The 14,050-nt window shown below is 36.1% G+C and carries 16 protein-coding genes; 8 read left to right on the forward strand and 8 right to left on the reverse strand.

Annotation, left to right across the window (positions count from 1 at the left end; translation table 11 throughout):
- Positions 1-14 precede the first annotated feature (14 nt).
- A complete protein-coding gene (locus JR347_RS05865) occupies positions 15-392 on the reverse strand; it encodes a RidA family protein (protein ID WP_205723118.1) in 378 nt (125 codons plus the stop codon).
- A gap of 59 nt (positions 393-451) precedes the next feature.
- Between JR347_RS05865 and JR347_RS05870 the strand changes: the two genes are divergently transcribed.
- Complete coding sequence (locus tag JR347_RS05870) at positions 452-1,102, forward strand: 3-hydroxyacyl-CoA dehydrogenase family protein (protein WP_205723119.1); 651 nt, start codon at positions 452-454, stop codon at positions 1,100-1,102.
- Here the strand turns inward: JR347_RS05870 and glmS are convergent, their stop codons facing one another.
- From glmS to JR347_RS05885, 3 genes are read right to left on the reverse strand one after another with little or no spacing between them, the layout of a single operon-like run.
- Positions 1,103-2,938 carry a glutamine--fructose-6-phosphate transaminase (isomerizing) gene (gene glmS, locus JR347_RS05875; protein ID WP_205723120.1) on the reverse strand — a complete coding sequence of 612 codons (1,836 nt, stop codon included), beginning with the start codon at positions 2,936-2,938 and terminating at the stop codon, positions 1,103-1,105.
- A gap of 2 nt (positions 2,939-2,940) precedes the next feature.
- Positions 2,941-4,383: a hypothetical protein gene (locus JR347_RS05880; RefSeq protein WP_205723121.1), complete on the reverse strand. Its 1,443-nt coding sequence runs from the start codon at positions 4,381-4,383 to the stop codon at positions 2,941-2,943.
- Positions 4,367-5,173 (reverse strand): glycogen/starch synthase, encoded by an 807-nt coding sequence (locus JR347_RS05885; protein ID WP_205723122.1) that lies wholly within the window; start codon positions 5,171-5,173, stop codon positions 4,367-4,369. Before JR347_RS05885 ends, JR347_RS05880 begins: the two co-directional genes overlap by 17 nt.
- Before the next feature lie 116 nt (positions 5,174-5,289).
- Between JR347_RS05885 and panC the strand changes: the two genes are divergently transcribed.
- The 7 genes from panC to JR347_RS05920 all read left to right on the forward strand — a co-directional run bounded on the left by panC (position 5,290) and on the right by JR347_RS05920 (position 10,958).
- The gene (gene panC, locus JR347_RS05890) at positions 5,290-6,129 is read left to right on the forward strand and encodes a pantoate--beta-alanine ligase (protein ID WP_205723123.1); all 840 of its coding nucleotides are present in this window, start codon (positions 5,290-5,292) and stop codon (positions 6,127-6,129) included.
- 13 nt (positions 6,130-6,142) lie between these two features.
- Positions 6,143-6,490, forward strand: a complete 348-nt coding sequence (gene panD, locus JR347_RS05895) for an aspartate 1-decarboxylase (protein ID WP_205723124.1) — start codon at positions 6,143-6,145, stop codon at positions 6,488-6,490.
- Between the two features lie 8 nt (positions 6,491-6,498).
- Positions 6,499-7,539: a lysylphosphatidylglycerol synthase transmembrane domain-containing protein gene (locus tag JR347_RS05900; RefSeq protein WP_205723125.1), complete on the forward strand. Its 1,041-nt coding sequence runs from the start codon at positions 6,499-6,501 to the stop codon at positions 7,537-7,539.
- Between the two features lie 31 nt (positions 7,540-7,570).
- A complete protein-coding gene (rfaE2, locus tag JR347_RS05905; RefSeq protein WP_205723854.1) occupies positions 7,571-8,008 on the forward strand; it encodes a D-glycero-beta-D-manno-heptose 1-phosphate adenylyltransferase in 438 nt (145 codons plus the stop codon).
- 4 nt (positions 8,009-8,012) lie between these two features.
- On the forward strand, positions 8,013-8,705 hold the full coding sequence (locus JR347_RS05910; RefSeq protein ID WP_205723126.1) for a zinc metallopeptidase: 693 nt from the start codon (positions 8,013-8,015) through the stop codon (positions 8,703-8,705).
- Positions 8,706-8,793: 88 nt separating this feature from the next.
- The gene (locus JR347_RS05915; RefSeq protein ID WP_205723127.1) at positions 8,794-9,936 is read left to right on the forward strand and encodes an acyl-CoA dehydrogenase; all 1,143 of its coding nucleotides are present in this window, start codon (positions 8,794-8,796) and stop codon (positions 9,934-9,936) included.
- 98 nt (positions 9,937-10,034) lie between these two features.
- Entirely contained in the window at positions 10,035-10,958 is a 924-nt protein-coding gene (locus JR347_RS05920) for a helix-turn-helix domain-containing protein (RefSeq protein ID WP_205723128.1), read from the forward strand.
- On the opposite strand, the gene JR347_RS05925 is transcribed toward JR347_RS05920, so the two are convergent.
- The 4 genes from JR347_RS05925 to JR347_RS05940 all read right to left on the reverse strand — a co-directional run bounded on the left by JR347_RS05925 (position 10,944) and on the right by JR347_RS05940 (position 14,010).
- Entirely contained in the window at positions 10,944-11,705 is a 762-nt protein-coding gene (locus tag JR347_RS05925) for a geranylgeranylglyceryl/heptaprenylglyceryl phosphate synthase (RefSeq protein ID WP_205723129.1), read from the reverse strand. The two genes, JR347_RS05920 and JR347_RS05925, sit on opposite strands and share 15 nt — an antisense overlap.
- Positions 11,662-12,045, reverse strand: a complete 384-nt coding sequence (locus JR347_RS05930; protein WP_205723130.1) for a hypothetical protein — start codon at positions 12,043-12,045, stop codon at positions 11,662-11,664. Before JR347_RS05930 ends, JR347_RS05925 begins: the two co-directional genes overlap by 44 nt.
- Before the next feature lie 5 nt (positions 12,046-12,050).
- Positions 12,051-12,416 carry a phage holin family protein gene (locus JR347_RS05935; RefSeq protein ID WP_205723131.1) on the reverse strand — a complete coding sequence of 122 codons (366 nt, stop codon included), beginning with the start codon at positions 12,414-12,416 and terminating at the stop codon, positions 12,051-12,053.
- 76 nt (positions 12,417-12,492) lie between these two features.
- Positions 12,493-14,010: a Na/Pi symporter gene (locus tag JR347_RS05940; RefSeq protein ID WP_205723132.1), complete on the reverse strand. Its 1,518-nt coding sequence runs from the start codon at positions 14,008-14,010 to the stop codon at positions 12,493-12,495.
- Between the last annotated feature and the right edge of the window lie 40 nt (positions 14,011-14,050).

The raw sequence follows: 14,050 nt of genomic DNA on the forward strand, positions 1-14,050 counted from the left end.
CTGGATTTACTTTATTACCGAACGGCTATACAGGAAATCTCTACATTCACATTTTTTGGCAGTTTACTCACTTCTACAGTTTCTCTGGCAGGTGGTAATTCTTTAAAATATTCACCATATACTTCATTAATGGACCCAAAGTCTTCCATATTTTTGATGAAGATTGAACACTTTACAATATTGGAATAAGACATTTTAGCCTCTGCAAGCACATGTCCCAGATTTTCCATTACTTTCTTCGTTTCGGCCTTAATGCTATCTTGAACAAGCTCACCCGAAGCTCTATCAATTGCTATTTGACCCGAAACGTACAAAGTGTCACCAGCCATTACTGCTTGGCTATAAGGACCAATGGGCTCGGGAGCCTTGTTACTATTCACTATCTTCTTCATTTCTATATCGTTGTGGTTAATTTAATTACTTTTGAAACGGGTTACTAATATAATAATTGATGATAAATGTTCTTGCTGTTGGTAACGACAGATGCATTAAGGAATTAGAAGATAAATTGGGTGATTCGGTTCAACTTCGGACTACTTATGAATTGAGTGAAGTAACTGATTTATCAAAATTCGATGTCATATTTGATTTTGAAATAGCTGACAATCCGGAAAATTATCTTGAGTATAAAGAGCTGAAGGGAACGATTGTTTTGCTTAATACAGTGAAAATAACCCTATCTGAATTAGCCTTTACTTTCGGGAATGGAAGTGCGGATTTATACGGGTTCAATGGCTTACCATCATTTATTAATAGAGAGGTATTGGAAGTGTCTGCATTAACTGAAGAAGTTTCAGAAAATTTCAATAAACTTAATTGGGATTATCAGCTTGTGGATGATAGAGTAGGGCTTGTCACACCGAGAATTGTCTTGATGATTATAAACGAAGCTTTTTATACCGTTCAGGAAGGTACGGCCACCAAAGAGGACATCGATTTGGGGATGAAATTAGGCACCAACTACCCTTACGGACCTTTTGAATGGTTAAATCTTATTGGTATTGAAGAGGTTTATGAAACCCTTGAAGCTATTTATGAGGATACAAAAGAAGAGCGCTATAAAATAGCGCCCTTTTTAAAAAAAGAATATTTAAAAAGCTAGTTACTCTACAGTAACAGATTTAGCTAAGTTTCTTGGCTGATCTACATTACATCCTCTGAGCACGGCAATGTGATAAGAAAGCAATTGAAGTGGTATAACAGAAACCATAGGCATTAATGCTTCATCAGTTTTTGGTACTTCGATAACAAACTCGGCCATTTTAGGTATGAGTACATCACCTTCAGTTACAACTGCAATTACTTTTCCTTTTCTAGCTTTTACTTCTTGTATGTTTGACACCACCTTATCGTATGAGCTGTCTCTTGTTGCAATAAACACTACAGGCATTTCCTCATCAATTAAGGCGATAGGGCCATGTTTCATTTCAGCCGCAGGATAGCCTTCAGCATGAATATAAGAGATCTCTTTTAGTTTAAGAGCACCTTCAAGAGCTACCGGGAAGTTGAAGCCTCTACCTAAATAAAGAAAGTTTCTGGCATCTTTAAACAGCTCAGCTATTTCCTTTATTATAGGCTCAAGCTTTAAAGCTTTTTCTACTTTCGTAGGAATATTTTCAAGCTCTACTAATAACTCATGATACCTTCTTTCTGAAATTGTACCTTTCTTATGAGCCACTCTTAAGGCTATCATATTTAGCACTGTCAATTGAGCGGTAAAGGCCTTTGTACTTGCCACACCAATTTCAGGACCTGCATGGGTATAAGCGCCTTCGTGAGATGTTCTTGCAATGGAAGACCCTACAACATTACAAACACCAAAAATAATGGCACCCTTAGATTTTGCTAATTCTATAGCTGCCAATGTATCAGCAGTTTCCCCGGATTGAGATATGGCAATAACAACGTCACCCTCGTTAATAATAGGGTTACGATACCTGAATTCAGATGCATATTCTACTTCAACGGGAATTCTACAGAATTCTTCAAAGAAATATTCTGCCACCAAACCTGCATGCCAGGATGTTCCACAAGCAACAATTACAATTCTGTCTGCATTAACTAGTTTGTTGGCATATTCTCTAATTCCACCAAGCACTAAACGCCCGGCATTAGCATCTAGCCTTCCCCTCATACAATCACTGATTGACTTCGGCTGCTCGAAGATTTCTTTTAGCATGAAATGCTCATATCCGCCCTTTTCAATGGCTTCAAGCTCCATATCTAAGGTTTGTATATAAGGAGTTAATGGAACGTCTTGAGTATTTTTGATCTTTAACTCTCCGCCATCAATCACCGCAATTTCATGTTCATTTAAGTACACTACTTCATTTGTATATTCTATAATAGGGGTTGCGTCAGAAGCTAAGAAAAATTCATCTTTCCCAACGCCTATTACAAGTGGACTGCCTTTTCTAGCGGCAATTAATTGATCAGGATTGTCTTTTGACATGATTACAATAGCATATGCTCCAACCACTTTAGTAAGTGCTAATCGCACTGCCTCGTCCAAAGAACAATTGTTATTTACCTGAATATCTTCAATGAAATGAATGAAAACTTCTGAGTCTGTCTCGCTATGGAACTCATGACCTTTGTTCAAAAGTTCTTGCTTAAGAGAACTGTAATTTTCAATTATTCCGTTATGGATAATTGCAAGGTTTTTGGAATGTGAATAATGTGGGTGAGCATTAATGTCGTTTGGTTCTCCATGTGTTGCCCATCTTGTGTGGCCTATTCCAATTGTACTAGACAGCTCAATTCCTTTAACATATTCCTCCAGCTCTGAAACCTTACCTTTCTTCTTATAAACATTTAATCCACCATTAAGTAAGGCAATGCCTGCACTATCATAACCTCTATATTCCAGTCTCTTGAGTCCTTTAATGATAACATCATGAGCTTCACGATGACCAACATATGCTACAATTCCACACATATTTAGTTTGTTACAGAGTAATAATACTTAATTTTTATATCTTCTTTCTTAACCACAAAGCTCCTAACACTTAAATCTCGGGCTAGGGTATTTAGACCAACAATTATTTTGTCGTATGGGTTTTCATTATCAACAATACCTTGTAAGTACAATGGAATTTCTACGTTGTACGCCTCACTGTCGCTATTGAAATTGATAAGATTTGGTAGGTCAGAAAGTAATGTGCCATCTGCATTATTACTTAATATCCCTTCACTTAACTCTTCATCATTAGTCATTAAAAAACTTAAACTTGTTGGATTATCAATTCTAGCTTGGGGATTGATCAAGTTTTCAATTGAAAGTACCGCACGCTGAATAATGATATTTGGAATACTGTCTCTTAAATCTCTGAACTCTGATACATCTACAGAAAAATACATATTGGTACCAGCCTGAAAATATACCTGATCATCATTTGAGGGAAATAATTCACCCGTTTCAGAAACTCCATCAAAAATGCCACCCGACCAAGGATTGTCTTCATTGGGTGAGAAGTTTGTGAAGGATTTTAAAGAATTTAAGACGAATATACCGTTTTCATCTATCCTTGAACCAAGAACATTTTCGACTGTATAGTCTAGATCAAAATTTGTGTTAGGGTCAAGCAAATCAAAACCAATAACAGCAGTATTTTCTTGGCTCGGTACAATAGCCAAACCCTTTAATTTTTGGTCTAACAAATTGGCGCGAGTCGTTGAGTTTATTGTGAAGGTCGTATCATTAACAGCTCCTGAAGAATCAATTGAAAGGACTTCCACGGCATCGACAGTTGAAGTTATAAACGCATCGAAAAACTCTTGCTTAAATTCCTCCGATAAGCTGAAGTTGATTGTGTATATATAAATCCCATTGGCGTCATATAATAGCCGATCTTCTTCACTTACATTCTCTGGGATTTCCAGATTTATGGAGTCAGGGTAGAGTGCAAACTCAATATCTCCAATTTTTTCACCTAAATCTAAAACAGTTGAGCTTGTTAGTGCTTCCTCGTCATTAATCGGCTCTGCTAATTGAAATAGTTCAAACTTCTGAATATCAATTGAAGTGTAAGTTCCGGTAGCCTCGCGAATACGAAGATTTAATGCCAGGTCGACATATTCAGCTGATGAAATTAAAAATGGATCAGTTCTTACAGAGCCTATGGATATATCACAATATCCTGTTGCGTCAATATTTCCAAAATTTGGATCTACGTAATGACCTGCAAACAACCTTCCCTGAAAGGAGGAAGGGGAACTTCCCACCCATAGTTGCTCTATGTCATCTGCAACTGATTGTTCTGCAAAAAAAATCCCCAAATTATTCTCTGGGGTTATGTTTAGTTGTCCAACTTCCTCATCACACGCGAAGAATGTTAGGGCTGCTATTAAAAACAGCCCCAATTTCTTATCCCACAAGTTCATTATATAAGTTATAATAAGATTCTGAAAAATTATCGTCTTGTTCAATTACTTCTAATTTCTTCTCTTCCTTTGCTTGTTTGATTAAATCGTCAAGCGATTTATCATTTTCCGGACTGATTACTAAGTCAGAAAATTCCATGCCTAATTTGATGAAACCATTGTAGTCAGCACTTTCTAAATTAGAAAGCATGCTATCTTCAATATCCATCATCTTCACTTTTTCAATAAGATCTCCTCCAAACTTATGAGAAAAACTATTGTTATGTATATTGAAAACGGACTTTGTCTCCTTAAATAACGGATCATTTTTGTAAGTCGTTTTCAAATAAAGTGGAATTAAGCTGGTCATCCAGTCATTACAATGAACTACATCTGGAGCCCATCCTAATTTCTTTACAGTCTCTATAACGCCCTTGCAGAAAAATATTGCACGTTCGTCATTATCTTCATAAAATTTATTTTCCTTATCGTGGAAAACAGACTTTCTATGAAAATAATCTTCATTATCTATGAAGTAAACCTGAAGCTTAGCATTTGGAATTGATGCTACCTTTATTACCAATGGCTTCTCTTCATCACCCACTGAAATATTGATTCCTGAAAGCCTAACAACCTCGTGGAGCCTGTTTTTTCTTTCATTAATCAATCCAAACCTTGGTACCAGTATTCTTATTTCCATTCCCTTTTCTTGCATAGCCTGAGGCAGCTTTCTTACGAAATCTGCAACCTCTGATGTTTGTAAGAACGGATTTATTTCACTGGCAACATAAAGAATGCGTAGATTTGACATATATGTATTGATTTGATTAGTATGCAGAACGAAAGCACAAAAGTACAAAATTTTCTCCTTAATTCAAGATTTTATATTTTGAAAAACTTAAGTTTGCGACCTTTTAAAAAAATCTGATGAAGGTTTTTAGTAAGATTTCAGAGCTACAGCATTATGTATTAGAACAAAAGTTCTTAAGAAAATCTATAGGGTTTGTGCCTACGATGGGAGCCTTGCATTCTGGTCATTCAGAATTGTTGAAACGTGCTAGAGAGCAATCAGATGTAGTTGTATGTAGCATTTTTGTCAACCCTGCACAATTTAACAATCAAGAAGACCTAACAAATTATCCCAGAACAGCAGAGCGGGATATCGAACTATTAAAAAGTGTTGGTTGTGACGCATTATTTATGCCACATGCAGATGAAGTTTACCGAGAATCAACTTTATTAAAATTTAATTTCGGGGAACTTGAATCTGTAATGGAGGGTGTACATAGGCCTGGCCATTTTAATGGCGTAGCACTTATTGTTTCTAAGCTGTTTCATTTAGTTAATCCTGACTTTGCTTACTTCGGACAAAAGGATTTACAGCAACTTACCATAATCAAACAATTGGTTAAAGACTTGTCTTTTCCTGTTCAAATTGTGAGTGTTCCCACGGTTAGAGAAGAATCCGGATTGGCAAAGTCATCTAGAAATGAACGGCTGAGTGAGGATGGAAAAAATGTAGCGGCTCAAATCAATAAAAGGCTGAAAGAGCTAGAAAATCAGATTTTAGAAGGAAGTGATTTTGATGAATGCAGGCCTGAATCAATAGATTTCCTTAATGGTAAAGGCATTGAGGTCGAATATTTAGAATTGGTTGATTCAGAAACTATGAAAGCTGTGCCGAACAAATTAAATGGTAAATCTGTTGCATTGTGCATAGCAGCAATAGTTGAAGGCGTAAGACTTATAGATAACAGGATTTTTTAGCAACTTTGCAGTCGTGAATATAGAAGTACTCAAATCAAAGATACACCGCGTTAAGGTTACTCAAGCAGAATTACATTATGTTGGCAGTATTACAATAGATGAAGATCTATTGGAGGCAGCTAATATGATTGAAGGAGAAAAAGTGCAGATTGTAAACATTAATAACGGTGAACGCATAGAAACTTACACCATTAAAGGGGAACGAGGAAGTGGAATGGTTTGTCTGAATGGTCCGGCTGCGAGAAGAGTTCAAGTAGGTGATATCATTATTATTATATCATATGCTTCTATGGATTTTGAAGAAGCAAAAACATTTAAGCCGTCAATAATTTTCCCTGACGCTGATAATAACCTTCCTTAATTCCATTGATGGGAAAGAAAATTAAAAATTTCCTTAAGTATGTAGTCATGCTACTTGTTACTGCTATTCTCTTATGGCTTTCATTTGGTAGCATTGAAGTAAAAGAAGGAGAGAGCAAAACTGAATACTTACTTGCAGTCTGGAACTCAGCTGATAAAATTTTCTTGTTCCTTTCAGCCTTTGTTGCCCTTTTAAGTCACTTAATACGGGCGCAAAGATGGAAACTTCTCCTAAACCCAATTGGCCATAATGTTACTTTAGGGCAGGGCTTTTTGTCCGTAATGATTGGTTACTTTATCAATTTAGCAATTCCAAGAGGAGGTGAGGTATCCAGATGTTATAACCTGTATCGTTTAAATGGCACTCCCGTAAATGTTTCATTGGGCACTGTTGTGGCAGAAAGGGTAATCGACTTATTATTTCTGATTATACTATTATCAATATCATTTTTTGTTGAATTAGATAATCTATTAATGTTTTTTAAATCAGAGGAGGTTCAAGCCTTAACTAGCCAAAAGAGTGACAGATCATATATTATGATAATTATGGCTGGAGTCCTATTTATATTGGCTATTTGGTTGATATTCACTTTCCTGCTGAAGAAAAGAAGAATACTCGTTTTACGATTCTTATTAAAATCAAAAAATGCTCTTTCAGGAATAAAAGATGGGGTAAAATCTGTTTTGCAACTTGAAAGCAGAACCCTCTTCATTATACACTCACTTCTAATTTGGGTATGTTATTATTTAATGATGTACTTTGTTATGCTGGCTTTCCCGGAAACTCAGAACTTAGGCTTGGGAGCAGCATTAACAATATTTGTAATTGGAGGAATAGCTATGGCAATGCCTTTACCGGGTGGTGCGGGAAGCTTTCATGTGCTGGTTTCCACCGGGTTAATTTTGTTGTACATGTTGCCGAAAGATAAAGCTGTAGCATTTACCTTTATATTTCATGGGTGGCAAACATTGGTTATTATTATTGCAGGTGCGTTATCTATGATTATCAGTCAAGTAATAAGATCAAAGAGTGAAAAACACAGCAGCTAAAATTTTAAAGATTGATGAACTAAAGAGCCTAATGTCTGTATGGAAGGGCTCTGGTGATGAAGTTGTTTTTACAAATGGCTGTTTTGATATTTTACACCTTGGTCACGTTGATTACCTTGAGAAGGCCAGGGCTTTGGGCGATCGTTTGGTAGTAGCGTTAAATACAGATAATTCTGTGAAGAGACTAAAGGGTGAGGAAAGGCCATTAAATAATGAACTATCTCGTGCTAGGTTAATAGCAGCGTTAGAGTTTGTAGATGCAGTTGTGTATTTCTCTGAAGATACTCCACAAAATGTTATTGAAACCTTAATTCCGGACATTCTCGTTAAAGGAAATGACTATTTGGCAGAAAATATTGTTGGTGCGGAATTTGTCATAAAGAATGGAGGACGAGTAGAAACAGTTCCGTTGGTTGACGGCTACTCCACCACTAATTTGGTAGAAAAAATAAAAACATTAAATAAGTAAGATTATGATCATTGTGATTATGATAGTTTTCGGTATACTAAGTTTTGCCGTAAGCTCTAGATTAAAAAGTAAATTCAAGAAGTACTCTCAAATACCTTTGGGAAGAAATCTTTCAGGTGCGGAAATAGCCAAGCTAATGCTAGCCGATCATGGCATTCAGGATGTGGATGTTACATGTGTTGATGGTCAATTAACAGACCATTATAATCCTGCAAACAGAACAGTTAACTTAAGCAAAGAGGTATATCATGGACGAAATGCTGCTGCGGCTGCTGTAGCTTCACACGAGTGTGGTCACGCAGTGCAACATGCAACAGCATATAGCATGTTAGAATTCAGATCGGCCATGGTACCAATGCAAAATGCCAGTGCTAAAATTCTTAATATCATTTTTATGATGATGTTATTTGGAGGTTTTATGTTACCACAATTCATTCCATGGAACATGGCATTATTAATAATCATTGGTGCTTATGGAGTAATGACTTTATTCTCTTTTGTCACACTTCCTGTAGAATTTGATGCCAGCAAACGAGCATTAGCCTGGATTGATGAAAGGGGCATTGTTAATAGTCAGGAACATGGAATGGCTAAAGATGCGCTAAAATGGGCAGCCATGACCTATGTTGTAGTGGCTTTAGGTTCACTAGTAACGCTATTGTACTATGTGAGCCTATTTTTTGGAAGCAGAGATTAAGCAATTGTAAAATAAATGTAATTTTGCGGGTCAGAAAGAACATTTCTGACCCTTTTTGTTTATAAATAGGAACGTTTTTTAATAAGATATGAATTTTGAATTGACTGAAGAACAATTGGCGGTTCGTGATGCTGCCAGAGATTTTGCACAAACTGAATTACTTCCTGGAGTTATTGAAAGAGATAATAAACAGGAATATCCTAAAGAGCAGGTTAAAAAGATGGGTGAGCTAGGCTTCCTCGGCATGATGACCGATCCTAAATACAACGGTGGAGGAATGGATAGTGTAAGTTATGTGCTTGCAATGGAAGAGCTTTCAAAGGTCGATTCTTCATGTTCAGTAATAATGTCAGTAAATAATTCATTAGTTTGCTGGGGCCTAGAGAAATATGGCAATGAAGAGCAAAAGGAAAAATACTTAACCAAACTAACTACAGGTGAGCACATCGGTGCTTTCTGCCTTTCTGAACCAGAAGCAGGGTCTGATGCTACAAGTCAGAGAACAACAGCTGTGGATATGGGCGACCATTATTTACTAAATGGTACTAAAAACTGGATAACCAATGGTGGTACGGCAAGTACTTACATTGTTATAGCACAGACTGACCCAGAAAAGAAACATAAAGGTATTAATGCTTTAATTGTTGAAAAGGGGATGGAAGGTTTTGTTGTTGGTAAGAAGGAAGATAAACTAGGCATCAGAGGTTCTGATACTCATTCTTTGATGTTTACGGATGTTAAAGTACCTAAAGCCAATAGAATAGGAGAAGACGGTTTTGGGTTTAATTTCGCAATGTCTACCCTAAATGGTGGTAGAATTGGTATTGCTGCTCAAGCTTTGGGAATCGCTTCAGGAGCATACGAATTAGCCCTTCAGTATTCAAAAGAAAGAAAAGCCTTTGGTAAACCTATATCACAACACCAGGGAATCCAATTCAAATTGTCTGAAATGGCGACTAATATTGAGGCTGCCAGACTACTAGTACTACAAGCCGCTGCATTAAAGGACCAAGGTAAAAACTTCGTAAAAGAAGCTGCTATGGCTAAACTATTTGCATCAAAAGTAGCTATGGAAACTACAGTGGAGGCTGTTCAGGTACATGGTGGATATGGCTTTGTAAAAGAATACCACGTAGAGCGATTAATGCGAGATGCAAAAATCACTCAGATATATGAGGGTACTTCTGAAATACAAAAGATTGTTATCGGTAGAGAGATATTAAAGGACTAGTTAAGTATCTTCTGTAAAAAATTATACTTTTCTTGAAAAAGTACACTCTTAATTATTTTTAAATTTGTATTTTTGAGTTGATTTAATACATCTCGATAATGGAAGATTACAACAAAATAATAGAGTCATTAGGTATAAAATACTTAAAGTCCAATAATATAAAGGTTTCAACCCCTTTTACCCTAAAGGACTATGAGGAGACAGAGAATGCAATTTTGTTTCTGAAAAAAGGCGTTATCCGCTTTGGAAAGGATCAGGATGTACTAAAAGAGGGTAATGCTGTTTTCATTCCAGCAAACAGACTTACTCCACTGTCATTCGGTGAAGTGAGTGAGAAGTCTACTCAACTGAGCTTGGAGGAGTTTGGTTTTAAGCAATCTGAATATTTTAGATCGGCAGACTCAACTGATGTATCAAATGTTGTAGCTGACTTTACGATGGTTGTTTTTGAAACTAAGGTTTTTGATACCGTAAATTTCTTTACAACACTTGATATTCCTGCTTTTTCACTGGAAAACAATTCAGTGAATAGTAGTATTTACGATATTGTTAAAGAAACTCAGGAGGAAAGATCAGGGAATCAACGAGTAATTAAGTTGAAAACGGAATTGCTTGTAATTGAAGTTATACGTCACATTCTTGAGCGTAGGCTATTCGTGGAGCAAATGGCTACTAATAGTACCTACTTCAAAGATCCGAGACTCATTAAGCTGTTTAAGTACATTAAAGATAATCTTGGAGGTGAACTTACAAACAAGGCTCTCTCTGATGTGGCTGATGTTTCAGAAGATTATGTGGGTCAGTATTTCAAAACTTTGACCGGTATCAACCCTCAGGATTATATCGAATACCAGAGAATGGAATATGCTGTTAAACTCTTGAGAACAACCAAGATGAGTATTCGTGATATAGGTAAGAATTGTGGTTACAAAGACACAGCTTATTTCTGCAGAAGATTTAAGATGATGTATGGTATACCTGCAGGTAAAATGAGGAAAAGAGAAACTTTAATGAATGTTTAAAGTTTTATTGAAATCATAAATTTTTTCAGAAACCTCAATCATCAGATTGGGGTTTTTTTCTATCGCATTACCGATAACAATTATATCAGCACCTGCCTTTAATGATTCATTGGCACTTGTGCCACTCCTAATACCGCCTCCTACAATTAAGGGAACTGTAATAGTTTCACTCACCTTACGTATCATTTTAGGCGTTATGCACTCCTTAGCGCCACTACCCGCATCAAGGTAAATCATGCCCATCCCAAGATATTCACCAGCTAAAGCTGTGGATGAGGCTATGGAATATTTATCGGCCGGAATTGGTACTGTATTGCTCATGTAGGAAGCAGCAGAGTTGTTTTCTGAATTGATTAACAAATAACCAGTTGGAATGACTTCTAAATTACTTCGCTTCAATAGTGGTGCGGCATTTACATGTTGACCAATAAGAAAATCGGGATTTCTACCTGAAATAAGACTTAGAAATAATATCGCATCGGCTGAATTTGAAATCTGCATGTTATTGCCGGGAAATAAGATTACCGGTATATCACACTTTTCCTTTAAAAGCTTAACTATTGGCTGAAAGTTATCCTGGGTGAGTAAGCTTCCTCCTACAAAGAAAAAATCGACATAACATTCTTTTGCCAATGCGATCAGGTTTAAAATAGAGTTTGGATCTTCTACCTTATCTGGGTCTATTAGAACGGCAAGCGACTTTCTATTGAGCTTTTTCCTCGATTGGATGTCTTTCAGCAGATTCATTTCGTGAATTTAAATACTCCACAAGTTTTTCTTTTGCTATACCGAGAAGAAAAACGGTTGCTTCTTTTGCCAGTGCACTTCCAATCTGCCCAAACATCGATGCTTCAGTTTCTATAGCTTCTCCTTCAATTGCTTCAGTTCTTTTAACCTTCTTCTTTTTTTTCTTTGGCTCAGAGGAAAATATCGACTTGAAAACAAGATATGATAGTGCTAACCCACCCGCAATCATTAAAGCATTGGTAGCTAATTGACGACCTTTTTCTGTAAGCGCTTCCAGCTCTTTTTCGAGTTCTTTTTCATGCTCTTCAGATAGGCTTTCTAGTTTAACTTTGCTATTCATAAAACTTACTTATCAATACCAAAAATCTTGTTTAATTCTCTTTCTATGGCTTCTTTCAGACCAATTTTTTTCTTGAATAACATCAGAACAACGAACAATATAAAGTAGAAGGCTGATACAATTAAAAAACCTTGAAAATAATTGCCCATTTCACGGCCGATATAAATAGATACTCCAACACTTACTAAAAGAAGTGCGAAGAATAATAGGTTGAGTAAGATAATGCTAATAAGGGTATTAGCTAATGCTTTAGCTAATTCATCTTTAATTTCAAGCTTAATAAGCTTAACGCGCGTATCTACGAGAGCTTTAACATTATCGAGAATGCCATCAAACCCTAATAGTTTCCATATTCCTTTAGTACTGCTCACTTAAATATTTTTAGTATATAACGAATATAAGCAAAGCATTAGACGAATGAAACAGATGCCTTTTGCAATAAACAGTCTAATATTTTTCTACAAATGAAGAAAGTGTTTCTTTGGCTATGATTTTGCCGTTTTTATCCTTCTTTATTGTCTGGTATAAAGCATTCTGAATGGCGCTTACTTTATAAGTGTAAGATATTGAATCAAGCTCTGCCTTATTATAGTATTGAAGGTCGAAAATGTAAACAGAATCTAATGTTTGCGACTCATTAATTTCAATACTTTTTTCAATGTCAGTAATGCAGATATTAAATTTTCCGTCAGAATTTTCATTATCCCAACAGAAGCCAACATCGTTAAAAATGAAGAAATCTTTATTAAAGAAAACAATATTGTTCTTTCTGTTAACATGTACCAGATTATCACTCAGCGTGCCAAAGTCTGATTCATTTTGAGGCATTGTGAATGGATAATCTTTCGAAACTGCTGATTTGTAAATCACCACACGCTCAGTATTATTCTGATTTAGATAAGTTAATTCTGTAATCTTCGTGTTTGTTTTATTAAAGAAGATTAAGGCAAACGGAATAATAAAGAATGTAAAAATGATATAGGTAAAACCAATTAGCCTATGCTTAAAGGTCATTGAACCGAAACGACTGGCCATTGATATAATCAAGTTTCGCATTACCGGAAATGGAAGGAAAATAAGCACACCAATCACATTAAAAAGCAGATGTGTTACGGCAATGCTCATGGCAGCATTAGACTTAAAAAGAACTGCAATAAAGGCTGTAATGGTTGTGCCTATATTGGCACCCAAAATAAATGGCATTGCATTTTTCAATTCAATTCTATTAGTTGCCACAAAAGGTATAACCAAAGAGGTTGTAATTGAACTAGACTGTACTGCAGCAGTAATGCCGGCACCAAAGCCAAATGACTTCCAAGGGTTGTTGAATATCAGGTTTTTGAGGTTATCCTTAGGGTTTGCTATTAATACATTGGATATCTTCTTAGATAAGTATTTTAATGATGCAATTAACAGTACAAAGGAAATGATGATAGTTATCAGTCCATTTCCAACACCAGTAATAATAAATTTTGTTATGGGTATAGCATCAAATAGTTTAAAGCCAATAGCAGCATCTGATACACTTAAAGAAGGATCTAAAAAGAAATTAGCAATCTGTTGTGCAAAATAAGACAAGAAGCCATAGTAATACTCAAGAGGAAAAAGTATTAATGTGGTAAGTATATTGAAGAAATCGTGAACAGTACCTGCGGCAAGAGCACGCTTAAATTCATTTTTACTTGTTATATAACCGAGCGCAACAATTGTACTGGTTAGAGTCGTTCCAATGTTGGCGCCCATAATCATAGGAACAGCATCAGCCAAAGTAATTGAACCAGAAGCAACGGCTGCAACGATCATCGATGTGCTCGTAGAACTACTTTGTATAATAGCCGTTATCAAAAGCCCAATGAACAACCCGATAAATGGGTTGGAAGTTGCAACCAGTATCGATTCAGCCACTCCTTTACCTACATAATTGAAAGACTCGGCCATTAAGTCTATAGCAAAAAGGAAGAGCATCAATGAAATGATGATCTGCAGGCTATAATTTATCGTTTTA

This window comes from Fulvivirga lutea (assembly GCF_017068455.1).
GTDB classification, from domain to species: Bacteria; Bacteroidota; Bacteroidia; order Cytophagales; family Cyclobacteriaceae; genus Fulvivirga; species Fulvivirga lutea.